Source organism: Pseudoalteromonas sp. SR41-8 (genome assembly GCF_014163915.1).
GTDB classification, from domain to species: domain Bacteria; phylum Pseudomonadota; class Gammaproteobacteria; order Enterobacterales; family Alteromonadaceae; genus Pseudoalteromonas; species Pseudoalteromonas rhizosphaerae.
The window spans coordinates 128,851-155,642 of sequence record NZ_JACJEE010000005.1 but is presented as its reverse complement, the minus strand read 5'-3'; the positions used below and the strand labels follow the sequence as shown (position 1 = coordinate 155,642).

Sequence of the window (26,792 nt, the reverse complement as noted above, 5' to 3'; positions counted from 1 at the left end):
CTTCCGTATTTTTACATGTGAATGGGTAATAATGTACTAATCATTCAGTAAACAGCGACCAACTAATTAGCTGAAATAACCATATATAAGTAATGATTAATAAAGGTGCCGTTGAGGTAAATGGTTATTCGAAGGACTGGTTGATTAAATTTGTTATTTCAATCTGTTATCAAATTCAATTTAGTGCAATAATCGTTTGGATTTTAATGGCGATAACAAAAATAATAAATATCGCGCTGTGGACTAAGGGATTGTAGAGTATGTACAGGATGTTGTTACTTTTTTTCTTTTCAACCAGTCTTTTTGCCAGTGATGTAAAAAACAGTATCGATCGCGTTTATCAAGGGTATACCACCACGCCTGAATCTATGGCTTTATTAGCTTCCCTTGAAGCTGGTATGCCATACAGTGATAACTTAGACGATGCTAGGGTTATGGCGTTTAAGTGCCTTTTTCTTGATACCGATACGCTAGATAAGCGCCAAGCATTTAAAGTGTTTTTAGCTGAGGCTAAGCAGGTTATAAGCTCTTCAGGGGATGCAGTGCTTTCGCAAGATCTTAGTGTCTGTGAGGCCTTCCACCTTTATAGCCAAGGTTTATATGAACGCGCAAAAATGATTTTGCAGCCAATCGCTGAAGTTGCTTTAAATCCCGAGCTTGATGATAAATCACAAACCTCTGCTATTGGTTTTGCTAATTTTGTCTTGAACCGCGTTTATTTAGCGAAAGGCCAATATAAGTTGGCTTTCGATACTGCACAAAAATCTTACCAAGCTTACGAACTGGCTGAAAACTATTACGAACGAGCTTTAACTCTTAGAGAAATAGCAGCTATACATTTAGCTCTTTTTAACTATGATTTAGCGATTGAACAGTTACTTCGTGCAAAGTCTGAGTTAGCAACATTTAATGTGCAAGAACATTATAAAGTGACTGACGAAATTGCTTACGTGTATGAACTAAAGGGTGAAGTTAGCAAAGCTCTTGAGCTATATTTATCGATCTTTGCTGCGGTGCGTCAATATGAAAATGATGATGGTTTTGGGTACTTGGTAATAAAAGTTGCCCAGCTTTATACTCAGTTGAATGAGTTTGAAAAAGCACAGCAATATTTTAGTCAAGTACAAACGCTTGATATTACGAGTGATTGGATAAAGCAATTGCATACAATGGCACTTGCTCAGTGGTTTTTAGCAACAGATCAGATATCCAATGCAGTACGTGAAAATAATGTGCTAGCTCAATTAGACCAACAAAATTGGCCTGCAAGTTTTACAGAGCGATATTTGCAGTTTTATGCTGCTTTAGCTATGCGACAAGGTGATTACCAAACACAAGCAGCTGTACAAAAGCAGTTGCTAACAATTGCAAATACCCAAGTGAATAATGTGGCTGATAGGGCGTTACTTTCTGAACGGTTAATGTTTAATTTAAATCAGCAAAACCGAGAAATAGCTCGGCTAGAAGAAGTTGCTGATATTAAAGAAAAGTTACTGGCTGTAGCTGTAGATAAGGCGTTTTGGCAGCGACTGACTTTAGCCTTTGCTTGTGTGATGCTTTTAATGTTGGCTGTGTATGCCTATAAGCAAGTTCAACATAAGCAACATTATAAAGTATTGGCATTAAAAGATGAGTTAACCGGTGTTGCCAATCGCCGGGCTATTTTAGACATGAAGAAAAGGGCAATTAGTAAGAGCAAAAGTACAGGCACTGCTAACTCACTTATATCGATTGATATTGATCACTTTAAAGCGGTTAATGATCAGTACGGACACGATATTGGTGACGAACTGATAAAGTCAGTGGTTAATACACTTTCACAAGGAGTACGCTCGTCAGATAACGTTGGTCGGGTTGGCGGAGAAGAGTTTTTAATTGTACTTGAGCAACAATCACTGCAACATGCTTTAGAAGTCGCAGAAAGAATTAGAAGCTCTATTGAGCAACAAACTCATACAGCAAAAAACATTAAGGCTACGGTGAGTATGGGAGTTGTGGAAGTTGCACCAGATGAAACGCCTGAACAAGCTGCAAAACGTGCTGATATTAATTTATATGCAGCAAAAAGGAGTGGTAGAAATACTATTACTGCCTAAGGCTTTATTTAGGGCAATAACCGTATTAATTTTTAACGTTAGGCAACATCCAATCAGCTAAACCCTAAGGACGCCCATATTTCAAAACAGCATGGTCATTGAGCTTTTCCCCTCGATGTAGCGCAGTGACTCTTACCCTTTCTGTGCAAATTAAAACACTCACAAACGACACAACTACCATACTGCAAATCACTCCAGCACCTAAAACCTAGGTCCTTTATTCAGCTTGCGCTGCTGTCCCAAGTAAAGCATCAATGTAGGAGAGTTCTTCGCTAAAAATACCACTAAAAAATGCACTTTGTTCTAGTATTACGCTGTCATTAGGCTGGGTTTTGTAGTCTTGTTGGCATCTGGCAAGTTCGCTCGATAACCATTGGCATTCATTACTTGCTATGCTGATTGCTGTTTTGAAAAAAGATGACCATTTTATTTTTTGTAAATTAAAGCGGTAAAGTGTGACGGCGATATGGCTATATATTTGCTGCTCAGCAGAGGGCGTGTTATCACTATTTATTGTGTAACCATTTAGCAGCTTGCTCTTGATAAGCGCTTGTTGCAGTGCGACTTGTTGTGGTTTACTTAGAAAATTCGTGGTCATAATGTGATGGGGGCCTCTATAAGCTAGTTACAATTAAATTGAGCAATAGGTTAAGCAAAACGTTTTATGGTTCATGCAGTACCGAAAAAACATGCTAATAGTGATAACAAAATAGGGCTGACTGGTTACTGAATTAACAAAATACAATTGTAATTGAACAGGTAAACTTGGCTTGTTGTTAAGTTGCTGGTTTAGCTTTGCTAATTTTTTAAGTTAAATACTTATAGCGATCGACTGTCGTGATAAGGCCGTATCATATGCTCAGTACTTACATAGTTATAAAGGGGGTTTCATTGGATTCACTGACACAAGTTGTACTTGGTAGCGCAGTTGCTTATTCAGTCTTAGGCAATAAGCTTGGCCGAAAATCGCTATTGGTCGGCGCGGGGTTTGGCACGTTACCTGATTTAGATGTGCTAATTAATTTTGGTGGCGATGTCGAAAACTTTGTCTATCACCGCAGTTTTAGTCATTCTTTGCTTATACAGCTGCTAGTGAGCCCTTTGTTTGCATGGCTTTTACTTAAAATGAATTGGGCTAAGGGTGTATCGCTGAGGCGTTGGTCGGTTGCCATGTTTTTAATTTTGAGTACCCATTCATTGCTCGATAGTTTTACCGTCTATGGTACACAGTTGCTGTGGCCACTGACGACTTACCCCTTTGGTATATCGAGCATATTTATTATTGATCCTGCGTATACTTTGCCATTGTTGCTCTCTTGTATAGTGCTTTTATTTGTAAGCATGCGCCCTTATGCACAGCGTATTATTACTAGTGCATTAATTATCAGTTCGCTATATTTAACGTGGGGTTTAGCGGCTAAATGGCACATTAATGATAAGGTTTATAAGGCGTTGAATACGCAAAATATCACATTTACAGACTTTGAAAGTACGCCAACTCCTTTTAATACTTTGCTGTGGCGGGCGGTAGTCGTTACTGAGCAGGGCCATTATGAGGTTTATACGTCGGTGTTTGATGATGTTGAAAACGTTGATATGCAATTTTACCCAACCGAAAATGCGCTGCTAACACAGCTTAAAGATGCCAAACAGATCAAGCTACTGCAAGCATTTACTAAAGGCCTTTATGGTGTTTATCAACAAGATGAGCAAGTAATTATGAGTGATTTAAGAATGGGTCTTGAAGGTTATTATGTATTTTCATTTGTGGTTGCACAGCAAAAAGATCAGCAGTTGATCCCTGGCCCTTATCAACAACTCAGCAATCGATTTCCACTAGAGAAGCTTGGACTCATTTTTGCCCGCATTACTAACCCAAATGTTAATTTAGAAACTACCGAAAAATAGCCTAAATCTCCCTGAAATAGACGGTTGCTTAGGCCTTAAATTTTTAAAGGCAAGATGAGGAAAACCGTTTTAGCAATGCGCCATTCAGCAATACACGATAACTAAGTAAGAGCACTCTGTTCTATTTGAGCAATAAAAATTACCAAGGCGAAGCTCACTTCATTGATATAAATAAAGCTGGGTTGTTAACCGACCCAGCTGCGTTATATTTCACTCTGGAGGTATTACGGCTAACTAATTATGTGGCTATTAGCCAACTATCGCCGGGTACCAATTTGCTAACACTACACCAAATAAGCCTACTAAAAATACAAAGGATATCAACACCATTAAGCCTGCTGTGACGGTTGTTATCACTTTATTCGTTGTTCTACCTGCGTACCTTACTAGCTCAGCTATGAGCAGCGGCATCACATAAGAACATATGCTAATAGTTAATACCGTTGGGCCTGTGAACGTTGCGGTATCAATTCCAAGTGAGCCGAATGTTAAAAACCAAGCAAAAATCATCAGCCTAAAAAATAACACACCATTTGCTGCAAGGTATAAACGGATCGCCCATATTTGATGAGTATTGATATTACGCCCTCTGGCGGCTTGTACTGCTAATATACTCGATAAAATGACCACGCAACCAGCAAATATAGTAAGGCTATGCATTAATGTGTTACCCACTGTTCCTCTAACAATAATGAGATACATGCCAGCCATTGAGATAGTACATGCTAACAAAACGAATACGTGTCCGTTGTAGCGGTGGAATTTGTTATACTTCGTTCTTAATGCGGGTATTAGCTGTAAACTACCGCCAATTATCATCACTATGGCCAGTAACACATGCGTCGCATACAGCACATTACCGGTGGGGTCACTCGCAGCATATGCTGTATTGTTAAGACGACTCCACCCTGACAAACCTGTGGTGACACTGGTCAGGCCATATCCCAATATAAGGTAAGTTACAAAGCAGCCTTGTGCCATGAGCAAGCAAATAAACCACAATTTTTTACTGTTATCGAGGAGCTTTTTGGGGGTTATTTTCATTTTTTGCATCAACATATATTTTTCCATCAAACCTTTCAATAACCCAAATATAAAGACTTACATGGCAAATGCTTATCAAATTCGAAACTTGAGCAACGATATATTGATAATTTTTGCGCTTTAGCTAATTAGTTATAGACACATTCTCTAACAAAGTCTTTTTGCTAATATGAGCGTTACTTTGTACTATGTGATTTAGACAACGTTGTTGGTTTAAACGTCACTTTAAGAGCACGCTATTATGCAAAATTATTCCCCTTATTATCTTCTTCTTTTTGTTTGTTTGGGGTTAATGTTTTTAAATGCGTTGAAAAAAGATAAGCAGCTGGTTCATTATTTATTTGTGATATTTTGTGGCTCGCTTTGTATGGTGGCAGCACAAAAGCTCAGTGCGCAAAGTGTTGGCGCGTATCAATATCTAATTGGGTTGTTTACTTGCGCAACATGTAATGTTTCATGGCTGATTGCAAGAACGTTATTTCGTGAGCACTCGCCAATTTCCCGCAGGCATGTGGCTTTTGCAGTAACCATTGCTGGCTTGATCATGTTTAATCAAACATGGCATTACTTAGTGAGCCTTGATCCTCAGCCTTTACCTACTAGCGATATAATGTGGCGCTTAAAGCAAGGGGTGAATGAGGTCACCATATTGCTTTCATCAAGTATCCTTGCGCTGTCTTTTTGGGAAGCGATAAGGGGCTACAGAGGTAAAACACAATCACAACAACTGCAATCAATACTCTTTGCTAGTGCATTCTTTTTAGCTGTGTTTAATGCCAGCATTCTGCCAAAGTTCATATTTAGTGCGGCTGAAATTGAGCTTTACAATCCCATAATTATTACTTCATCTGCGCTTTTAATTGTATTAGCGATGCAAGCAGTCATGGTCCTTCAAGCAAGAGTGAAAAATGACCAAGCGCTAAAGCAAGAAGATGATATTGGCACTATTAACAATGACACGAGTCATCTAAATGAAAGCGGCAATCAAGATGTAGAGCCTGAATTGATAGTTGGCATTACAAAGCTTATCAATGAGCAGCAGCTTTACTTACAAGCCAGCCTCAAAATTTCAGATTTTGCACAAGCGCTAATGGTGCCTGAGTACAAAGTTAGCCGAGCCATTCGCTATCACTATAAAGTAGCTAACTTTAATTTATTTATTAACCAATACCGCGTTAAGTATGCAAAAAAGTTATTGATATGCGATCAGGCCAAAGAGTGGAGTATTTTAAGCATAGCACTTGAGAGTGGCTTTTCTTCTCTTGCGACTTTTAACCGGGTGTTTAAAAGTATTGTGGGTGACATTCCTAATGAATATCGAAAACAAAACGGTGACTACTATAATGAAGGTATACGGGAGCTTGTTGATTAGCGAGTTATAGGTTTGTTTTTATAGTTAATCAAGAATATTAGATAGCTATAGTGAATGAGTAATTTAGTCAAGCTTAGAGTATTATCTGCATTGTATTAACAATAACCGAGAACAGTGTGAACTACTTAGCTCATCTTTATTTGGCGCAGCCTACAGCAGATTCACACTTTGGCAACTTGCTTGGTGATTTTGGCGGTAATAGGCATGTAGAGCAATTGCCAATCACGGTAAAAAATGCACTAGAGAACCACTATTTAGTCGACAAATTTACAGATGCTCACCCTCTAGTAAAGGAAGCTAAACAATATTTTTCGTCTCAGCGTAAGCGCTTTGCGGCTGTAGCTATTGATGTAGTGTTCGATCATTTTTTAATTCAGCATTGGCAACGATTTAACGACCAACCTCTAAGTGACTTTAAGCAAGCCAGCTATCAGCTTTTGAATAACCGTATTGCAGTTATGCCGCCAAGAATGCAAAGTGTTGTAAAACATATGACGCAGAATGATTGGTTTAAAGAATACGAAACCGTCGAAGGGGTCGGGGTTGCACTTGATAATATTGCCAAGCGCATTCGCTTTACTAATTCTTTTTCTGACGCTGCTGCGGATATAGCCCTTCATTACACTGAATTAGATGCCATATTCTTAGCGTTTTTCCCGGAATTGATTAAGTATGTAAATCAACGAGATATTGAAGGAGCTCACGATGCTAGTGTGGAAACTTTTAAATGTAGGTCAGGCTTTAGCTTAAAATGATGCGATATTGATAATTAGCTTTTGATGGAATAAATTCTGACCCAAAAAGGCCGCATCATAATAAAAACGGCTTGATTGATGGCTAATATCTGACTTAATCATCAGGCCCTTTCAGGGTGAAAACTAAATGCTTGCGCATATCTTTTAAAATAACGCCTTTTTTAAGCATTGCACCACTTAAACGTTTCTGCCACTTCAATAAATCAGGCTCTGCTGCTGTTAACGCCTGCTGATTCTCAAACTGAAAACACATTAGTAAAGAGCCCGGAAATAAGTGATATTCCACGTCAAACCAGCATTGCAGCATGCCAGAGAGTTCATTACGGCCTTGCTCTTCAATTGCATCAGCAACTTTAAGTACCAGTGCTTGTTGTTTTATTTGCACCGCAGAGAGTTTTTTCATCGTTTTAATCCAATTAGAGGCTAAAAATGTAGCCATAAAAACCGATTATAACCGAGCTTGTAGATGGGTAACAACTTTGGCAGTGACTTAAATTAAATATCAGATTAAATTGCATTTTAAATGTTTCTTGGTCACTTTACTTACTCTGCTGGTGGGATGAAATTGAGAGACCAGATCGTATGAAGCAGCATCCTGCTTTCATACTTGAGTTGTTCTACTAAACAATCACATTACTTATTAAAAAACCCCCCGCATACATTTACATGCTGGGGGATTTTGTGTTGTTAATTTAATTTGTGGCTAGGCGTCTTTTTTAAAAACGCGCTCTTACGCCAAGGCTAACTGAGCGGCCAGGAAGTGGTGCTTCGTCTTTTAAGTAAGATGAGTGCACGCGCGCTTCTTGATCGGTTAGATTGTCGGCTTTTAAATACAATGTCATGTCAACGTTACCTAAATCAAGGTAGTAGTTAGCAGCGGCTGATAGCATGGTATAGCCGTCGGTGGTGGTTTCGTTTGCAGCAATTTTATCTTGCTTACTGTTGCGAGTGACTTCTACTTCAGTGTGCCAATTACCGTATTCATAATGTATTGAAGAACCAACACGTAATGGTGGGATCCTTGGAACGTTACCGCCTTTATCTAGTTTAGCGCGGGTATAATCCGAAAACACATCCAGACGCCATTGTTCGTTTAAGTGCCAGTCAACTTGTGCTTCAAAACCATACAGCTGTGCATCTTGCTGGGCAAAGAGTACAACAGGTAAACCATCGGTTTCTTCCTCTGATCCTGCGCCGCTACTTTGTAGTTGTTGGTAATCTTGCGCCGTAATAAACTCACCATCACTGAGAACAAGGTTACTAACGTCTTCGTATATGTAATCATTCACTTGGTTTTGGAACAGGCTTAAGCTTGCATTCCAGTTGTCAGTATTATAACGATAGGTTGCATCTATATTATTAGACACTTCTTTATTCATGCTTTGGCCGTTTTGCACCACCGAATAATTACCGTTATCGTTAGTAAGATTAAAACCACCACCTACTTCGTAAGTGCCAGAGCCAATGTGTGGGCCGTATGCAAAAATTTCAGATGAAGAGGGGGCGCGTTCTGAATATGCATAATTAAATGCTAATGAGTGCTTGTCGTTAATGCTCCAAACTACTCCTGCAGAGCCTGAAACCGCCGTGTAATCTTCATCTGCAAATGAGATACTATTATCGGTTGATAGCTCATCAAAAAATTGGTTATTCACTTTATGGGTTAGTTGCTCCACGCGTGTACCAAGCTGCCACAATAAAGCACCTGTTTGTTTTTCTTCCATTAAAAATGCGGCTAAACTATCGGTTTTTGTTGGTGGTGTGAATGCTTCTTCGCCAATCGCTTCAAAATCACTTTTGTTATAATGTAAGCCCATTATGCCGTGCCAACCATAAACCGCGCTGTGCTCTGCCCATAGTCTAGACTCGATACTTTCATTTTTAAAAGTAGTGCCTATTTCAGTCCCTTCAATTTCTGAGTGTAGGTAATCAGTATATGCATTTTGCCAATGCACCGATTTTATAAAACCGTCAAGATTATTCCAATCAACAACACCTTGATAGCGGTCTTGTTTTAACTTAATAAATACACCATCTTCACCCGGTAAACCATATTCTGAGTCCATTGAGCCATAGGCAAAAGCAACCCGAGTATCGTCAGTGATCCAGCCAGCTCCTAAGTTATAACCGTGTGCATCGATTGCTGAGTTTGAGAGTTTAGTACTGCCACCATGTTCATTAATATCAGCGGGAACAGGTATTTTATAGTCACCGGTATTACGGTTGTAAGCATCAATATGAACAGCAAAGTCGCCCGTTCCGGCATTTAAATCAGTAGATGTTGTTTTTGAATCTGCTACGTTATCGTACTGAGCAAATACTTCTCCAGTAATACCTTGTTGTCTTTCAATGGGAAGGCGGTTATCAACCACATTAACAACGCCGCCAATTGCACCACTACCATAAAGCAAAGTAGCAGGGCCGCGTAATACTTCAATTTGTGTGGCCGTAGAGGTTTCGGTTGATACTTGGTGATCGGGGCCAACGCGTGATGCATCAGATGCGCCTAATCCGTTTTGTACAACTTTGATTCGAGGTCCATCTAATCCTCGGATAATTGGACTACTGGCAACGGGTCCAAAATAAGAGCTGTGTACACCCGGCACATTTTTTAAGGTTTCGCCAAGGGTTGCTGCTTGGTGCTGATCAAGCTCTTCGCCACTCAAAATAGATACAGGTGTACTTGATTCAAGTACGGTACGTTTAAGTGGTGAAGCTGTAATAACAATTTTTTCTAAATCGCTTTCATCTTTTTGTATTTGTTTCTCTGCTGCCATTGCGTGTGTACTGATAGCAGTTAATACCGCCAAAACTAATGGTGAATACTTAATTTTCATTGTTTAATCTCTAAAATTTGCACTAAAACTGGCTGCTTACCCAATGGTAAACAGTCTTTATAAAACGGTTTTTTAGCAGTGAACTTTAAAGAGTATTCGGTGGATCACGGTTACCTGAAAACGCAACGGTTGCGCTAAATTGCGGGGAGTGTAAAGCTAAAACAGCGCCGTAGCGGTTACTTTCAGGTTCAAATATGCTGGTGGTAGGGGATATTAAATCGTCAAAATCAAACGAACTTATGCAGAGTTGGCACTCTGTGCTGCTTTGTACTGCGTGAACAGTTGAGTGCCACTGTGAAAAAACACTGATCAGCAGTAAAAGCACCATTAAATATTTTAATAGTGTTTTATTGTGTCTGAATGAGTGTAAATTCATGTGTTTCATTAGGTGATAGTATAACGTTGTTTTTTTTGCAATGTCGAGAGCTGAATAAGTAAAATAATCTGTTTAATTATAAGTTTTTACTTTGTTATTTATAATCAGTGGTTTATGTTTTATTTTGATAAATAAAACCTCTAGATCAGACATCAATCAGGGAATAGGCTTTGCTTAGTTAGTTTGCCATTTTTTTATCAGTTCAACGCTTTTTACCCAAAAACGATAATTTATAGGCTGTCGTTATGAGTGACAACGTCAACAGTGACATAGACTGAGCTGCTATGTTTGATGATTTGATTGCTTGTTAAAGTAAGCTTGATTTTTAGGTAATTGTAAAGCGCGAGGTTTGATAGTGTGAAAGGGTTAAATATGAGTTTTTTTGCATCTTATAGGGCTTTATTAAATGGTGTTAAAAAGCCCTAAATTCACATGATTAATAATTACTTATCAACTTTTAGCGACCATCTTCAAATGATGCAATTGCAGAAACTTTGCTCCAGCTGCCATTTGTATAAAGGATTGTTGCTTCCGCTTTATAAGGTTTAAAAGACCTTATTTCAAATGAGCAAGAAGTACCTGAGGTGCCACAAGATTGGGCTGCATTGGACCAAATTACACTATCGATAGCAGACCCATTGCCGATAACACGAAATACTGCTGTTGCCTTATTTTGACCATAGATGAGTGCCATACATCTATTTGGTGTGTATTGATCATATGCTTGAGTGTCTACATAGCATTCCATTGAACTTGCACTTGCTTGAACAGAAAATACGCTAGCGGCTAGTAAAGTTGCTATTGTTAATACCTTTTTCATTTTTTCGTCCTTATGTTTGTTTGTTTTTCAGATACAACAATATATCAATTAATACACAAAATAAACACCTCATTAACATTTTTGTTCATTAATAATAATTCAATCAAGTATTGCAGCCATGGTTATTAAATTCGCGTTTTGATAAGGTTCTTCATTTTTGCCAATAATAGGTTTATCAAGATTGAAATTAGCTAATCCCAAGCGATATGTTTACGGAAAATTACTTTGCTTTTTGATAAGTGCTAGCCGGTAATATACACAGTAGAATAACTAAATAACAAACTATAAAGGCAAGGCTTAGCTGGTTACTCGCTAGGACGTGTTTATACTATTTAGAAAATTATTTACTCTAACAGCCCATTACACTTACTTTTATCAGTTTGAGCTTTGGTTAAGATGTTTACAGGGATCACAAGGCGAGTTGAGGTGTTAATATCGAGTTTATTGTCAGTAAATTTAACATGGTTAGCGTTGAAAATACCCGCTGGAGATAGATTTATTCCCGAAGAACAGGTTAATTAGGTGCAATAAACATATTTATTTAGCATCGTCACTTCATCGATCGCCAAGCAAATGTTGATGCTGCAATGACGATAGCAATTGCAATACCTAAGTAAAGCGTTTCTATAGTTCCGCCAAATTCCACAGCATGTTCTAAAAATAAAATCACTAATACAACTGAGGTAACTTGTACTAAAGTTATTTTTAAATCATGAAAATCTTCTATGTTAAATGCAGCTAAGAACTGGCTCTCATTAGGTTTTGTGGTCGAGATAAATAGACGATATAAACTAATAGCAATTACTTGTAGCGTGATGCCAATTAGCAGTAAGTCAAGAATTTTTAAAAGTTCCACTATTAATTCTTTGCCATCCTTTGCTGAATCAGGGAGGCTCATAATAGTGCTTTTTACTATATGAATAACGATGTTGATACATGAAACGTAAACAAGTAATGATGATATTGCTGCGGTGATGACGGCGATTATAACTAAAAACCGACTGTTTTGAAAAATACGTTCCATGCTACTCAACTTTTGATGATTGTATTATCTATACGAAGGATAGTTTAAATCAGTTTGTTTTTATAGGTATTTTCGCCTTTATAGGGAACAAACGAACATGGGGTGATATCATTGATTTGTTTAATTCAATGTGTAAAAGTGCTGCGGCTAAATGAAATAAGTAATTAGTTTAGAGTATTACCACTTGTAACAGGCGTGACATAGTCCACCCACTTCAGACTTCCCTCTTTAGAGGAGGAAGCCTGAAGTCATATCTTCTTATAAATTGGTTTATAAAGCCACTAAGCTTTGCTCTAACATTGCTTGAATTTGTTTGACTATTTTAGCTTCTGTTTCTGGTTCAAACTGCGCTATGCGCGGTGTATGGATATGCCCAGTAGGAATATCTGAATTGAGTTGATCACGCAGGCGAATACTGCGGTACGAAATTTCGTTAGACAGGTAACCGCCACCGCCGCCTTTTACTGCAATCGCACCTTTTAGTTCAGCTAAAATTTTAGGCTCAAAGGCTTTTTCCAGTGTAACAACTTTGTGATTGTCATTTATCGGAAAGGGCCCTTTGGCTTGCTGCATTTGCGTAATGGGCAAACTAAACTGCACAAATTCGCTGCCAGGCAATGGACGATCGTTTAGGTTTGGAATAAGTGGCGCTTTTGCTGTGCCGCCATAGACAATATTTGCGTTGTCGGGGGCGGTTACGCTGCGCCGCTTACCTGGAAAGCGTTCAAGGTCAAAGTCTTTACTACCCATGCTAACGGTAACTATCATATCTACGTTGTTCAGTGCGTAATAGGGGGCGAGTAATTCTTCAATAATACCTTGATCAAAGTCTTCATAGCGAACAGGCACCATTACAGTATTTATTTCAGCGCTGATGCCTTGATAAGTAATTACTTGGCCGTCGAGTAATAATGCGGCCACACCGGATGGATTACTTTGATTGATGTTACTATCCAACAAAAATGGGTCAAAGCCTGTTAGTAAAATCTTTTTGGTGGTGTTTTTAGAGTAGGCAAGGTCGGTGCGACCGCGACTGCCATTTTCTAGCATTGTTAACAATGTGCTTTGCTCGGCAGTTGTTAATGCAAATTCAGGTTTTGTTGTACGGATTATTTTACTTGAAAGTAGGCGAGCCCAGTAAAGTGCTCTGTCATCGTAGCTTTTAGTGACGGTAATGTGTTGTTTGGCGTTGAGCCAGAGTTGGGTTGAGTAATCATGTAGTAAGTCAGTTGCCTGTTTAAAGTTTCTTAGGCTTTTCCAGCTTTGTTCAAATAGCGCTATATCCTCAGAAAAGATATCTAAAACTTGTGGCATAGCGGTTGTGGCTTGCTTAATACGTAGCTCTTCAACTGTTGGGTTAGCACTAAAAACAGAGCCGGAAGAGAAGATTAAGCTCGCGGCTAAAAGTCGTTTGATCATGGTTTTCCTATATAAGCTGTTTTAATAGTCTGAATGCAAAGGCTACTATCTGATTTAGAGCGAGTAAGCGCAAATAAATACGTTGATTAGGGCTTTAACTCTCATCTTTAACTTTTAATCAGCCTCTAGAGCCTATTTTCATAAACTGCTATCCTTCACTTATTAAGTTGTAATTGAGTAAACAGCATGATTAATGATAACGATGTAATTGACACCCTCGCAGAGCTAGAGGCTTTTTTGTTATTGATTGATAACGGTGGATTGGGCTTAAAAAATGTAGCCGGTGTGGCACTGGCGACCAATAATACCAATGGTCGCCCGTTTGTAGCAGTACTTGATGATAACCACAAGTTGTTGTTAGGTCGCTGGGTAACACAAGATGTGTTTGAAAACGGTAAAGAGCTTGTTCGTAGTGGGCCTAAAAAGTTACATTAATCTTGCAAAGGCAATTGAAAATCAGCCGTAACCTTTTGTGGTAAAAGTTATTAATAGACTTACTCTTTAATGACAACAACACAATTTCGGCCTTGTTTTTTTGCTTTATAAAGAGCTTGATCGGCCAATGATATACTTTCTTTTATATTGTTAGCCGTTTGCGATACCTGATTGATACCAATACTGACAGTAAAGCGAACTTCTTGGTTATTTTCTGTTTTCACAATACACTTTTCAGCGGTACTGCGAATACGTTGTGCGATAATCTTGGCATTGTCAGCATCACAGTTCAGTAATAATATAAATTCTTCGCCACCAAATCGACATGCAATATCATCTACTTTTTGTTGCTTTGTTAAAATATTTGCAAACTCGATAATAACGCGATCGCCAATATCGTGGCCGTAAGTGTCATTTATGCCTTTAAAAAAGTCGAGATCGGCAATAACTATCGACAGCTCTTTTTTTGCAGTTTTGCTTTTTGCTAGCAATTGCGAACAGGCTTTGTCAAAGTAGCGGCGGTTATATAGTTTGGTTAAAGGGTCGGTATCTGCGAGGCGCTTTAATTCAGATTGTGCTGATTTTATTTTTTCTAATGTTCTGATCCGGTATGACAAAATAAATGCCATCATTAGCGCTTCAAGTACAATACCTATACCCACGCCATGACTATTAATTTGATTTGATTCGGTTATGCCTTTGTAATAAAGCACCGCCAACATATTAAAAATAATAAACATTGCATGACCCAAAAAGAAGTACTTAGCGAGGGGGTCTCGCTTTCGCCATAAAGATATCGATACTCCTAAAGTCACAGTCATCATTAGTGCAGCTAAACTGCTCGCAGGTTTTAATGCGCTAACCAAGTCGAATAGACTATAAAAAAATTCGGCTACTAATATAGTTAAAATAATACACAGTGCAATATGCTCTTTGGGGTAGCGCTTTTTGGTTTCAAATATAAGCATCATAAATAGGATTAAAAAACTAGGCATGCTATACAAAGTCGAGTTAAATTGCAGAAGGTCGGCACTAAAAATCCCAAAAAAGTTAGCGCCTAAACCATAGGAAAGTGATACCCAAATGATGCCGGAAATTAAATAAAAGGCATAAACAATGTTTTCAATTTTTCTTGCCGATAAATATAAGAAAAAGTTATAAAGCATTAATGCCAGCATCATTCCCACAAGCAAAGCAATGTAGCTACTACTGCCAACTAATGCGCGTTTTGAGTACTCCTCATCGAAAAGAGCGAGGGCATACCACTGGTGAGAAAAAGTGACGCTTCTAACAAAAATTGTCTTATTTTCACCTGCTGCAAGATGAAATGAAAATATGGCACTACCGCCAAATATATTGGGATGTGGTCCTGGCTTATCTAATTGAATGTTGATTTGTTTTAATAGTTCTCCATTTTTTGTCTCATAAAAATCAATGTCTTGTAGGTGATATGCATCTGAGTTATGCAAAAATAGCCGCAGTTGTTGTGGAGACTCATTGTTAATGATTATTTTAGACCAGGTTATTTTTGCGTTTGGCCCTAAGGTTACTTCACTTTTACTTGAGGTGAATTGTTGCTGTTGTATTTGTTCGAAAGGCATTTCTAGACTTGTATCAATAAAGTAACCCATAGGAAATTGAGTTAAATTAACATTAGCGGTCTTGATATTAACATTAGGTGATTGAAGGCTCTCAGTCTTTGCGTATACACCGCATGAGATAAAAATAAGCAAAAAAAGGTATAAAACACGGTTTACCATACATAAAGTCCCTCTTATGAAAGACTTATTTTTAACTTTAATTGTTTGTTTGTCGAGCAATAAAATAAGCAGCTAGTATATATTTAAAGGGAAGGCTTTAGGCTCTTCAAATACATTGATTATTATTCGCTGGGTTTTAATCTTATTTTAATGTTCCAGTTAAGTCTTTTTTAGATATTTTCAATAACATGGCCTTATTAACTTTATAAAGGGCATAAATAAAAGTGAAAATGATTAAAACAGCAGTTTTTGTAAAATGTGCATGTGTCATTGGTTTGTCTACATTGGCAGTTACTAGTGCGGTTGTGAGCGCAAAGAATGTTAGTGATAGTATTGTGGCCGAGCAACGTGAAGCACTTGATAAAAACACTCTGGGTAAAGGTTTTGGGCCACAATCACCTCGCGATATAGACCAAAATTATGGTACTAACTTACGTAGCTTTGGGATGGCGCCAAGCCGTAGTGAGCTTAATTTATGCAACATTCATTTTCATAAAAATGCGGAGCATAAAGGCGGGGAGTTTACCACTTATGCTGGCAATGGAGATGGCAAAGGTCATCATACAGGTTACCTTTCTGAGCGCAAATTATCAGCTGCTCAATTACAGCCTGTAAAAAGTAAAATTTGTGCGGCAAAAGGTGAGTCGTTAAAGGTGGGTGATACTCTAGAAGTACACTTTGTTTATTCATCAGCACAAGTTACACCTGGCCCGACATTGGGGGCTTGTTTAGCTCAAAGCACAATGAATCCAGCTCTTAGAGTTGAAGGACAAGTAATCGTGCTAGCCAATGACAAAGATGCTATTAATTTTGCACAGCTTGCAAATGTTGAGCAAGTTAATGGTTATTACCAAGCACCTAATATTCCTACTAATACCGGCATCCCTATTGAGTATTTAGGTTCAACAACGGGCCCTGCATATAATGAAAAAGCATCGCCATTACAAGTTAGTTGGAGTGTTAGACCACACGTTGCCGTAGTCGATATCAACAGTGTTGGTAAGTGGTGTGATGAGAATGTATTTAACGAAGATCATGCCCATGGGGTGCGTAATTTAGTGCAAAACCCTAAGTTGTTATCACCTATTTCTCAGTGATTTAATCCTGTATTTAAAGTGCGAGTAGTCAACTCGCACTATTTTAGATTCATCCTATAACCATTTCCGCGCAACGTTTGAATAGTTAAATTAGGCTCTGTTTCTATTTTTTTTCTTAATCGGCTGACATACACGTCAATAATATTAGTATTGGGTTCGCTGTAAGTTTGCCATACACGACTAAGTATCCGCTCACGAGACAGCACCTTGTCTTGATTTTCTACAAAGTACAGCAGTAACTCAAATTCAATTTTTGTCAGTGCTAATTCTTCACCATTTAGTAATGCAATACGTTGCTGAATGAGTAATGCTAATGAGCTAATATTAAGCGTTGTTTGGTCTTGCTGTTGCGGTGCCGTCATACGGCGTTTTAATGCTAATACACGGGCTAATAGTTCGTCAAAATCAAAAGGTTTGCATAGATAATCATCCGCTCCCATTTCCAATCCTTTGACGCGTTCAGGGACTTCGTCTAAGGCAGTTAGCATTAGCACCATAGGTGGGTTGGGAAGGGCTTTGACCGCTTCCAATATTGATAAACTATCTTGTGAACCAAATAATCTATCGAGTATCACTATTTGCGGTGAGTTTTTTTTAATAAACGGCAGGACTTCATGTAATTCATTGATGCTTGTACATTCATAGCCTTCACTGCGTAATCCCCGTGATAGAAAGTTTAACAGTGGTAGTTCGTCATCTGCGAGAAGAATATTCATCATTTGTGTCCTACCGGTAAAGAGATTGAAAATATAGATCCTTGCCCTTGGGTTGAGGTAACGCTAATACTGCCGTCATGAGCTTCGATAATGGCTTTTGCAATTGGCAACCCAAGCCCAAGCCCTTCACTGTGTTTACTAAAGCGCACAAAGCGCTCAAAAATATTATCGACTTCAGCTGCTGAGATCCCTTCGCCATAATCTTTTATAGCAATAGTGATCAATAAATCTGTTCTATGTAGGCTAATATCAATAGGTTGATTTGACTTTGAATATTTGATCGCGTTATCGCATAAAATAGCCAGTACTTGCTGGATCCGTCGTATATCTATGGTGACCAGTTGCTCATTTAGTTCTGTGCTGGCTTCGAAGGTTATAGCACGACTTGGATTGAGCTTTTGCCATTTAGCAACTTCTGATGCGATCAACGACATGATTTTGGTCGGTATAACTTCGAGATTTATTTGATTCATCTCTGCCCGTGTTAATAGTAATAAATCATCAACTAAGCGGCTTAGGCTTACAGCTTGCTCAAGTATTGATGTGAGGGTTTGGTTAAAGTCATCAACCGATACCGATTGCATTCTTAGTGTAACTTGCGCTTCACCTCTGATAATCGTCAGTGGTGTGCGCAGTTCATGTGATACATCAGCGATAAACTGGCGGCGCCGAGAGTCAGTTTTTGTGAGCAGCAGGTTGGCTTCAGTGAGCTCACTGGTGCGCTGTTTTACTTCAAGTTCTAATTGTTTTCTTGATTTTATTGCGTTTTTTTCGTGTTCTTGCAGGCGCAGTGCAAGCTGGTTTATCGATGTTGCAAGCTCTTCAAACTCATCATCTAGTTTTACTGAGATTGGCTTTTGATAGTGTCCTAACGCAATCGAGTTAGTTGCATTAGCGATTAATATCAGTGGTTGATAAAGTTGATTAAACAGCCAATAGCAGCCATATAATATTAGCGGAATTGAGAGGGCACCTAGGCCAATCGCAAACCATAAAATAGTGGTATTAAGCATCTCAATTTTTGCATTGATCGCCGCCACAACACGTGCCTGACGCGCTACTGCCGAGTTGATTGCCTCTCTAAATTGATCGTCTATGGTTACTTCAAGTAAGCGTTTTAGCTGTGCTTGCTGATTTAAAGGCGCTTTGTTATCACTGCTTACTACGGCTCTAAATTCAACAGTTATTTCATCAATGAGCCTTACAAGTTCATCGGTGTCTTCAACGCTGCCTTTAGTGAAGGATAGGCCTAATGCATTGCGTTGCTCAATCTCCAGTTTTTTGATTTGGTTAATTGATTGCTGGATCAGGTTTTGTTTTTTTCGTACATAGGCTTGGTTGGCATTTTGACCAAAAATGATTTCATCGGTTAGCTGTTTAAAAAGTCGGTAAGAAATACTCGATAGCTTTTCATGCTCAACTAATAATGACTGAGCAATATTACTTTGTAGCAGGTTTTCGCGAGTTAAATGAGCGGAAATTGCGGTGCTCAGTAGTGCCAAAAATAAAATAAAAGCAGTTGTCAGGCCAAAATAAAAAAGTTTGCGCTTATACATAGTGGTTTACTGATTTGGGACGTTTGATAAGGGTACATGGAAGGTTTTTGCTACGCAATAGACTCGTAACTAAGTACCGAGTCTAAAGCTTACGTAGATGACGATAGCTGCTCTATAAAGCTAAATAAAAGCAGCTAAATAGAGGCTGTTACCTGCTTTTATTATATCGAAAATGAATCGCTATTTTTTTAGTTCTGCGGTTTCGTCTTGCGTTTGAAAGTCTTTAAACAGGTCACCCTGCGGATCATCGGTATCAAAGACTGCATTGTTTTCTTCATATTCATCATCAATTTCATCGACCACCAACATTTGCTCGTGGGCAGTCGTTTCTTCTATTCGTGGATCCATGGTCGCAGCCAGAGGCGAGTTGGTAACGTCTGATGTGCCTACAACGTAATCACTCGACTCCGGTTGTTCTACTTTTTGTTTCGAATTAATGTAAGTGAGTAATAAGTACATTATCACCGTTAATAATGCGATGGAGGCATAAAGGGCTTGGTGACCAAAATAGGTCATAACTTGTGCATTGGCAGTTGAACCAAGTGCTGCACCGGCTCCAAAAACAACTAATAACGCAGATGACACGCCAACGCGCTCTTCATCTTCAACGCGTGAATTAGCTAAGGCTGAGGATAATGGATATAAAGTAAAGGCGAACAACCCAAACATAAAAGTGAGTGCAAAGGCGAGTGTTTGCGTAATAGGTAGCAAAAATAAAGCTAAGCTAACTACACCAATCGCAACCGCATTGGTGCGGATCAACACGCTACGACGTATTTTATCCGACAATATCCCCATTGGCCATTGCGCGATCAGACCTGCAAAAATAGTGGCAGACATAAAAATGGCAATTTCTGACGAATTAAACCCAGATGACTTGGCAAATGTTGGTGCAAGGCCGTAAAAGCTGCCATTTATAATACCCGCAAAGTGAACAGCTGTAAGTGATTGCGGTACTTTTTTAAAGTAGTCAAACAGACTGACTTGAATTGGTTTTAATGGCTTGGGGTGAATCCTACGAGTGATTGAAATAGGAATAATGCCAATTGCCAGCGCCATGCACACTAAAAATAGTGGTGCATAGCCAAGCTCTGGGAATTCGGCTAATGCAAATTGACCTAAAATCATACCCAGATAAGAGGTGATCATATAAAACGAAAACACTCGCCCGCGAGACTCTGGTGCAGCTTGTTCGTTGAGCCAGCTTTCGAGCACCATGTAATTACACATCATACCAAGGCCTACAAATAGCCGCAGGGCTAACCATAAATAAATATTATCGCTAACGCCATGTGCTGCAACGCACGCTAAAACAGCGGCGGTACTGGCTGCAAAGGTTCTAATATGGCCGACCGATTTAATAAGGTGATAACCAAGCTTTGAGCCAAGCAACAAACCCATGTAATAACACGAGGTCATTAACCCAATCCAAAAGGTCGAGATGCCATTTTTCCCTAAATAGAGGGCTAAATAGGTGGTGAGTAAACCGGTGCCAATAATTAAAAATAGATTAGCAAAATATAGTGACGGAAATGATTTCATTTAAATGCAAATAATAAGCTTTGACCAATAGATACTAGAATAACTAGGGATGTTTTCCAAGTAGTTTAAAGTCTTCATTGGTATGCTTTAGCAATGCATTTATTAACTTTATATCGTAATAACTCCACAAATAGACAAAATCATTATTAGCCATTACCATTGTTATAAATTTACTTACGCACGCTAATTTATGTCTTTACCTTCCTGTCCTAAATGCCAATCTGACTTTGTATACCAAGATCAAACCTTGTTGATCTGCCCTGAGTGCGCTTATGAGTGGGATCCAGATGCGATACTGTTAAATGATGTGATTAGCGTAAAAGATGCCAATGGCACGCTTTTGTGCGAAGGCGATAAAGTGACTGTAGTAAAAGATTTAAAAATCAAAGGTAGCTCACAAGTGATAAAAATTGGCAGTAAAGCGGTTATACGCTGGATAAAAGATGCTAAAGATCATCAGCTCGATTGTAAGGTCGATGGCGTAGGCGAAATGATAGTGACTGCTAAATTTGTTAAAAAAGCCTGAACAGGTTTTGCACTGAGTGATTTACGAAAAAACGTGGTTTGTATAAAGTCCTTACTAAATTAGGGGAAGCAAGGACTATCGCCTTAGTTGCTTGCAACAATCATAATTACATACGCATGTTTATAACTGTTCTGCAGTACCCTCATTTGGATGTGTTGTAAATAAATTCACTTGTGCACTTGGTTGGCTGACGCTGTTTTTTTGTAAGGCAATATAGAGATCTGAATGCACGTAGATGCCGTCTTTACCGGATGTCATACCAGCAATTTCAAACCATGATAGTAATTGCCGCTTTCTGCCAGCTAGTTCTAATCGAATACCACGTTTTTTAAATATCACGTCTAAATCTGCGAGCATGGCCATGACACTTAAATCTAAATGGGTGAAGCAGGGGACTGCGTCGATAATAACGCATTGCGTGTCGTCTTTTTGCCGCGCATATTGTTCTAGCAAACGCCGTTTAAAGTAACCGGCATTAAAGTAAGTTAAAGGAGAATTAAAACGATAAATAAAGACTCCTTGTACTGACTTTGCTTTATCTGTGGCATCAAGGCTCCTAACAACGCCCTTAATATCAACACCTAATATATTGTCGGTAGGGCGCATTACGGTGCGAATAAACTGGAATAACCCCAATAGTACAGCGAGAGTGATGCCTGGTATTACGCCAATAAATAACACTGCGAATAAGGTGGCTAGCGCAAGGTAAAATGCTTGTTTGTCTTTACGCTTTAATAGCCAAATGGCTTTTAAGTCTAATAAATGGATTGAAGCAATAATAAGCACAACACCTAATGCTGCACTGGGAATAAATTCTAGGGGAGCGGTTAAAAATAGGGCGATAACAGCAATAATTCCCGCTGAGATAATCGACACTAATTGCGTTTTACCACCGGAATCATCGTTAACAGCTGTACGAGAGTCTGCACCACTGACAGCAAAACCTTGTGATAAAGCAGATCCAATGTTCGCAATACCTAACGCTCTAAACTCTTTGTCAGCATCTATGTCGTAACCATTTTTAGCTGCAAAACTGCGAGCGGTTAGCATCATACTGACAAAGCTGACTATTGCTAAGTTAAGTGCAGGCACGACAAGTTCACGAATAATACCAATATCATAAATAGGGGTGTTAAACACTGGAAGGCCACCGGTTACAGTGCCAATTGTGTTGATATCAAACTGCTTTAAATTAAAAACCCACACTAATAGGGCACCAAATGCGATAGCAAACATAGATGCTGGCCAAGTTGGTTTTAGTCGCTTCATGGCAAAAAAAACACCGAGGGTAAACAGGGCCATTAATAGAGTAGGGATGTGGGTTTGTGATAAATAAGTAGGCACACCTCCTAATCGTTCAAGTAAATATCTGTCATCGAAGGTAAAACCGAATACTTTAGAAAATTGGCTGACAATAATCGTAATTGCAACACCGTTTAATAAGCCCATTAAAATAGGCTTAGATAAGAAGTCTGCTAATACCCCTAATTTAAATCGGCTAGCAATAAAGCACCAAAAGCCGGTCATCGCGGTCATAGTTACAACGAGTTGCCAGTGTTTAACACTGTCTCCAGCTGCAAGTGGTGTCACCACCGCAGCAATAACCGCACATGTTGCAGCATCGGGTCCGACAATCAATTGTTTGGAAGTACCAAACAAGGCATATAAAATCATGGGTAATATGCATGAATATAGCCCAACAGCGGCGTTAACCCCAGTAAGTTGTGCATACGCGATAGCAACAGGTAGAGCAACGGCGGCAACGGATAATGCAGCTCTCACATCATCAGCAAACCACTTTCGTTCATAATGAAGTAAAGTGTTTAAACCCGGCATAAAATCATACAAACGCGACAGCACTAAAGTTTCCTTATTTAATCGTAAGCACACTTGGATAGTAAATTTAATATATTAACAAGTATAGCTCAGGGGGGAGGATTTTTTTAATAAATAGCAGATACTTAGGCTTAGGACTGCTTTTGATTGAGTGTTAAGTCTGATGAAAAAGTTTAAGGTTGAGCGATATTAGCTGGTTGGTGTTATCACATTGCTAATATCATACTAGATGGTGAATAAGATAAAACCAGCGCAATGGCTTTATCTTAGAGTGTGTAAATGCCTATTGGAAACTTTTAACGTGCAGAGTATTGGTGAGCCTTTAATACTTCAAGAGAGACTACTTGTAACGATTTTTCATGGGTGGCCTCAAGTATAACCGGCGGAGCTACGTTTTCAGCAACCGCATGGTGCCAGCGCACGGCACATAAACACCATTTATCACCAGCCTTTAGGCCTGCAAAATCGTACATTGGATTAGGCGTTATCAAGTCATTGCCTTGTGCTTTTGAAAACTGTAAGAATTCTTCAGTCATGATGGCACATACACTGTGGTTACCAAAATCAGATGCAGGGACATAGCAAAACCCTTCTCGAGTGTAGCCTGTATTCCCGCAGCACAAATGCAAGCGCGTACCTAATACATTTAATTGATTGCTCATAAAACTACCTTGTTATAATTTGTATTGTTTTACATTGAGTCTGCTTTCAGACTATGTGAAAACGTGGTGGATGAAAAGCTTAATATTGATAGATAGCATGGAGATCACAAATAACATAGCCATTAAAAATATTAAACGTCAGTTCATCAAACTAATGGCGAGGCCAAAATCAGTTCAATATTCATTTATAGTTGCTTGTTGTGTAATTATTGTGCAATTGTGTTTTTGTTGGCTTGCAATTTTTACGTTTACTGTACTAGTAAAAATTTATTATGGTAACTTGCAGCTACTATACGTTTGTCTTATATCCAGAATCTATATATATGTGAATATGGTATTTTAATAGCTTCTGATTTCAAATAAACACTTAATTGTAATTGGCAGTATAATTACAGTTTTTATAAGCTCTCGATGTATCAATACCATGGAGCTTTACATTGTTACACGTGAGGAAAAATGAGTAATCTAAGTCTGAAAAACAAGCTGTTGCTATTAGCTATTTTGCCGCTCACGCTGCTTTTAATTAGTTTAATGGCCAGCTCATATTATTTAGAGTATCAAAATCAGCAGCAAAATTTTGTATCGTTTAAAACAAAATTAATTGCTGACAAAGAAAGTTTATTAGCAACTGAGGTTGAGATAGGCCGCCAAATAATTAATTACGAACTAGCCAAGGGGACTAAAGAAGATGCAAAAAATGCATTGCGAGATCTCACTTTTGGCAAAGATGGTTACTTTTTTATCTATGATACAAAAGGCGTTAGTATTTTCCATGCTCTATTGGGTGATGCAATTGAAGGGCAAAATAAAATAGCCATGACCGATCCCAATGGTAAAAAAATAATTGTTGGATTACTTGAGCAAGCAAGACAAGGTGGCGGTGCTTTTTATTATGATTTTCAAAAGCCTAATACAACGGGGTTAGTTGAAAAAATGGGTTATGCAGCGATGGTTCCTGGTACAGATTGGATGCTAGGAACGGGCGCTTATATGGATGATATCGAAGCTGAGCTAACAAAGTACCAAGCAACAATACAAGCTCATATGAATGAAAAAGTAACGACCCTGTTATTAATTGCATTATTTTGGGTGATGTTGACGGTGTTTTTTGCCTTAATTGCGGCAAACAATATGGTAAAGCCTATCCAAAATATGGTGCAAAACTTAGATGATATAGCAAAAGGCGAAGGTGATCTGACTAAGCGCTTAGAAGTGCATAGTAATGATGAAATTGGTCAATTGGGTAATTCATTTAATGTGTTTGTTAGTAAACTACATAGCATTATCACCAATGTGGCAGATGTAACTCGTGATGTAAAAGATTCATCAAATGATATCAATACACAAACACAGTTAATTGAAAATCAGTTAGTAAACCATAATCATGAAACTGAGCTGGTAGCAACGGCGATCACCGAAATGTCAGCAACATCTCAGGAAGTCGCGCAAAATACCACACAAGTGGCGGTATCAACCCAGTCAGCCACGCAAGATGTTGCCAATGCTCAAAAATGTGTAGATGTTTCTTTAGAAGAAGTTTCAAATTTAATGAGTGAGATTAATCAAGCTGCTGAACAGGTTAATTCATTAAGTGAACAATCTAAAAAAATTAACAGTGTATTAAGTGTTATCGGTGGCATTGCTGAGCAAACTAACTTATTGGCCCTTAATGCGGCTATTGAAGCTGCAAGGGCTGGCGAGCAAGGCCGTGGTTTTGCGGTTGTAGCTGATGAAGTGAGAAGTTTAGCCAGTCGTACACAAGAGAGCACGTTAGAGATTAATGAAATGCTTAATGAGTTACATACGCTAGTCACAGCAGCGGTAAAGGCAATGTTGGCAAGCCAGCAAAGCTGCAATCGCTCAGTTGAGTCATCTCGCGCAATTTCTGAAAGTTTAGGGGCGGTAACCAGCTCGGTTACCACAATTAACGATATGAGCACGCAAATAGCTACAGCTGCCACAGAGCAAAGTAGTGTAACTGAGGAAATTAACCGTAACGTTTTTGCGATTCAAGAAATCGTTAATGAGCTAACACGTTCAATTAAAACAACCTCATCAGTTAGTCATCACTTAGCTGGTCGAGGGGAGAGTTTAGGCAATTTAGTAGGTCAGTTTAAGATCTAATATAAACAAAAAGTGGCGATATTATTGTTGATCAGTAATAAATAAAGATCAGGCTTTAAATAGCCCGATCTTTGACTTTAAATATAAATTAGTCAGTTTAAACTGAACACAAAACCGCTAGATTAGCTGCTGAGTTTGCCCGTTGACGACTCTAAGTGTGCACGCACAAACCATTGAAACTGTTCTAAATCGGCAAGTTGGCTAATTAGCATATCCTCAGATACCGGATCGAGCTCTGATAGCTTGCCAATCGCACTTCGGTGATCGCCATTAATCCCATTATATACTTTATCAAGCGCAACTAAGTGATCTTTTACCAAGCCCTTACCAATTGAGTAATCTTGCCATGAACGACGATCAACTATCGATTTTGGAGTACCAACTGGAACTCCGCCCAACGTAGCGATTCGCTCGGCGATGGTGTCGGTCATTGCTCTGATCACTTCAACCTGAGGGTCGAGCATTTCATGCACGCCAATAAAATTTGGGCCAACTACATTCCAATGAATATGTTTTAGAGTCAATTGTAAATCGATCAGTGCGACCATGCGGTTATCAAGTGTAGCAATGGTATTTTTTGCAGATTCTTCATTCATACCTGGGGCAGTAAATTCAGCGATTTTGTTTGTTTCGTTATTGTTACTCATTATTCCTCCTGATTTATAAGGAATGTTCACAGCGTCTAATAAAGTCTATGAACATGCGTTAGTTTATATAAAGCAATGGTTGTGCCGATAAAAATTATTTTTTAAGTTGCTGATATTTAATGTTTTGTATTTTTTTCAAAGGAGGGGGATGAAAGCTTTCTTTGATATGCCATGAAAAATATGCACTTTTTTGTAAAATCTGCAAAACAAAAGGTGCTGTTACGTGTTAGCGAATTGCTT

Annotated in this window: 23 protein-coding genes; 8 read left to right on the top strand and 15 right to left on the bottom strand. The window is 38.8% G+C overall.

Features of this window, described 5'->3' with window-relative positions; translation table 11 throughout:
* Positions 1-269: 269 nt before the first annotated feature.
* Positions 270-2,096 carry a GGDEF domain-containing protein gene (locus H5162_RS05590; protein WP_182731116.1) on the top strand — a complete coding sequence of 609 codons (1,827 nt, stop codon included), beginning with the start codon at positions 270-272 and terminating at the stop codon, positions 2,094-2,096.
* A 217-nt stretch (positions 2,097-2,313) separates the two neighbouring features.
* On the opposite strand, the gene H5162_RS05585 is transcribed toward H5162_RS05590, so the two are convergent.
* A complete protein-coding gene (locus tag H5162_RS05585) occupies positions 2,314-2,694 on the bottom strand; it encodes a hypothetical protein (protein WP_182731117.1) in 381 nt (126 codons plus the stop codon).
* Positions 2,695-2,987: 293 nt separating this feature from the next.
* Here H5162_RS05585 and H5162_RS05580 point away from each other — a divergent pair, with 293 nt between their 5' ends.
* Positions 2,988-4,004, top strand: a complete 1,017-nt coding sequence (locus H5162_RS05580; RefSeq protein ID WP_182731118.1) for a metal-dependent hydrolase — start codon at positions 2,988-2,990, stop codon at positions 4,002-4,004.
* Between the two features lie 249 nt (positions 4,005-4,253).
* On the opposite strand, the gene H5162_RS05575 is transcribed toward H5162_RS05580, so the two are convergent.
* Positions 4,254-5,063, bottom strand: coding sequence for a DUF2306 domain-containing protein (locus H5162_RS05575; protein ID WP_182777919.1), 810 nt, complete (start codon positions 5,061-5,063; stop codon positions 4,254-4,256).
* Positions 5,064-5,289: 226 nt separating this feature from the next.
* Between H5162_RS05575 and H5162_RS05570 the strand changes: the two genes are divergently transcribed.
* Complete coding sequence (locus H5162_RS05570; protein WP_259398178.1) at positions 5,290-6,420, top strand: AraC family transcriptional regulator; 1,131 nt, start codon at positions 5,290-5,292, stop codon at positions 6,418-6,420.
* 116 nt (positions 6,421-6,536) lie between these two features.
* The gene (locus H5162_RS05565; protein WP_182735726.1) at positions 6,537-7,175 is read left to right on the top strand and encodes an ACP phosphodiesterase; all 639 of its coding nucleotides are present in this window, start codon (positions 6,537-6,539) and stop codon (positions 7,173-7,175) included.
* A gap of 94 nt (positions 7,176-7,269) precedes the next feature.
* On the opposite strand, the gene H5162_RS05560 is transcribed toward H5162_RS05565, so the two are convergent.
* The 6 genes from H5162_RS05560 to H5162_RS05535 all read right to left on the bottom strand — a co-directional run bounded on the left by H5162_RS05560 (position 7,270) and on the right by H5162_RS05535 (position 13,651).
* On the bottom strand, positions 7,270-7,578 hold the full coding sequence (locus H5162_RS05560; protein ID WP_145241827.1) for a hypothetical protein: 309 nt from the start codon (positions 7,576-7,578) through the stop codon (positions 7,270-7,272).
* 313 nt (positions 7,579-7,891) lie between these two features.
* Positions 7,892-10,012 carry a TonB-dependent receptor gene (locus tag H5162_RS05555; RefSeq protein WP_182777917.1) on the bottom strand — a complete coding sequence of 707 codons (2,121 nt, stop codon included), beginning with the start codon at positions 10,010-10,012 and terminating at the stop codon, positions 7,892-7,894.
* An 85-nt stretch (positions 10,013-10,097) separates the two neighbouring features.
* The gene (locus H5162_RS05550) at positions 10,098-10,388 is read right to left on the bottom strand and encodes a hypothetical protein (RefSeq protein WP_145241823.1); all 291 of its coding nucleotides are present in this window, start codon (positions 10,386-10,388) and stop codon (positions 10,098-10,100) included.
* A gap of 457 nt (positions 10,389-10,845) precedes the next feature.
* Positions 10,846-11,208 carry a hypothetical protein gene (locus H5162_RS05545; protein ID WP_145241822.1) on the bottom strand — a complete coding sequence of 121 codons (363 nt, stop codon included), beginning with the start codon at positions 11,206-11,208 and terminating at the stop codon, positions 10,846-10,848.
* Positions 11,209-11,758: 550 nt separating this feature from the next.
* Positions 11,759-12,232, bottom strand: a complete 474-nt coding sequence (locus H5162_RS05540) for a YqhA family protein (protein ID WP_145241820.1) — start codon at positions 12,230-12,232, stop codon at positions 11,759-11,761.
* Positions 12,233-12,502: 270 nt separating this feature from the next.
* Positions 12,503-13,651 carry a hypothetical protein gene (locus H5162_RS05535; protein ID WP_145241818.1) on the bottom strand — a complete coding sequence of 383 codons (1,149 nt, stop codon included), beginning with the start codon at positions 13,649-13,651 and terminating at the stop codon, positions 12,503-12,505.
* Between the two features lie 186 nt (positions 13,652-13,837).
* Between H5162_RS05535 and H5162_RS05530 the strand changes: the two genes are divergently transcribed.
* A complete protein-coding gene (locus tag H5162_RS05530) occupies positions 13,838-14,086 on the top strand; it encodes a hypothetical protein (protein WP_145241816.1) in 249 nt (82 codons plus the stop codon).
* Between the two features lie 59 nt (positions 14,087-14,145).
* On the opposite strand, the gene H5162_RS05525 is transcribed toward H5162_RS05530, so the two are convergent.
* The gene (locus tag H5162_RS05525; protein ID WP_182777915.1) at positions 14,146-15,846 is read right to left on the bottom strand and encodes a diguanylate cyclase; all 1,701 of its coding nucleotides are present in this window, start codon (positions 15,844-15,846) and stop codon (positions 14,146-14,148) included.
* Between the two features lie 230 nt (positions 15,847-16,076).
* On the opposite strand from H5162_RS05525, the gene H5162_RS05520 reads away from it, so the two are divergent.
* Complete coding sequence (locus tag H5162_RS05520) at positions 16,077-16,943, top strand: delta-class carbonic anhydrase (RefSeq protein ID WP_145241812.1); 867 nt, start codon at positions 16,077-16,079, stop codon at positions 16,941-16,943.
* Positions 16,944-16,981: 38 nt separating this feature from the next.
* On the opposite strand, the gene H5162_RS05515 is transcribed toward H5162_RS05520, so the two are convergent.
* From H5162_RS05515 to H5162_RS05505, 3 genes are all read right to left on the bottom strand, one after another.
* Positions 16,982-17,659 carry a response regulator transcription factor gene (locus H5162_RS05515; protein ID WP_182777937.1) on the bottom strand — a complete coding sequence of 226 codons (678 nt, stop codon included), beginning with the start codon at positions 17,657-17,659 and terminating at the stop codon, positions 16,982-16,984.
* Positions 17,659-19,215, bottom strand: a complete 1,557-nt coding sequence (locus H5162_RS05510) for a sensor histidine kinase (RefSeq protein WP_182757958.1) — start codon at positions 19,213-19,215, stop codon at positions 17,659-17,661. The genes H5162_RS05515 and H5162_RS05510 overlap by 1 nt, the downstream gene beginning before the upstream one ends.
* A gap of 180 nt (positions 19,216-19,395) precedes the next feature.
* Positions 19,396-20,757, bottom strand: a complete 1,362-nt coding sequence (locus H5162_RS05505) for an MFS transporter (protein WP_145241808.1) — start codon at positions 20,755-20,757, stop codon at positions 19,396-19,398.
* A gap of 190 nt (positions 20,758-20,947) precedes the next feature.
* On the opposite strand from H5162_RS05505, the gene H5162_RS05500 reads away from it, so the two are divergent.
* Positions 20,948-21,283, top strand: a complete 336-nt coding sequence (locus H5162_RS05500) for a zinc ribbon domain-containing protein YjdM (protein WP_145241806.1) — start codon at positions 20,948-20,950, stop codon at positions 21,281-21,283.
* Between the two features lie 120 nt (positions 21,284-21,403).
* Here H5162_RS05500 and H5162_RS05495 read toward each other — a convergent pair whose 3' ends face one another.
* Both H5162_RS05495 and H5162_RS05490 read right to left on the bottom strand, forming a co-directional pair.
* The gene (locus H5162_RS05495; protein WP_145241804.1) at positions 21,404-23,143 is read right to left on the bottom strand and encodes a SulP family inorganic anion transporter; all 1,740 of its coding nucleotides are present in this window, start codon (positions 23,141-23,143) and stop codon (positions 21,404-21,406) included.
* Positions 23,144-23,415: 272 nt separating this feature from the next.
* A complete protein-coding gene (locus H5162_RS05490) occupies positions 23,416-23,781 on the bottom strand; it encodes a DUF2237 family protein (RefSeq protein WP_145241802.1) in 366 nt (121 codons plus the stop codon).
* Between the two features lie 456 nt (positions 23,782-24,237).
* Between H5162_RS05490 and H5162_RS05485 the strand changes: the two genes are divergently transcribed.
* Complete coding sequence (locus tag H5162_RS05485) at positions 24,238-25,905, top strand: methyl-accepting chemotaxis protein (RefSeq protein WP_182731128.1); 1,668 nt, start codon at positions 24,238-24,240, stop codon at positions 25,903-25,905.
* 122 nt (positions 25,906-26,027) lie between these two features.
* Here H5162_RS05485 and dps read toward each other — a convergent pair whose 3' ends face one another.
* On the bottom strand, positions 26,028-26,552 hold the full coding sequence (gene dps / locus H5162_RS05480) for a DNA starvation/stationary phase protection protein Dps (RefSeq protein ID WP_145241798.1): 525 nt from the start codon (positions 26,550-26,552) through the stop codon (positions 26,028-26,030).
* Between the last annotated feature and the right edge of the window lie 240 nt (positions 26,553-26,792).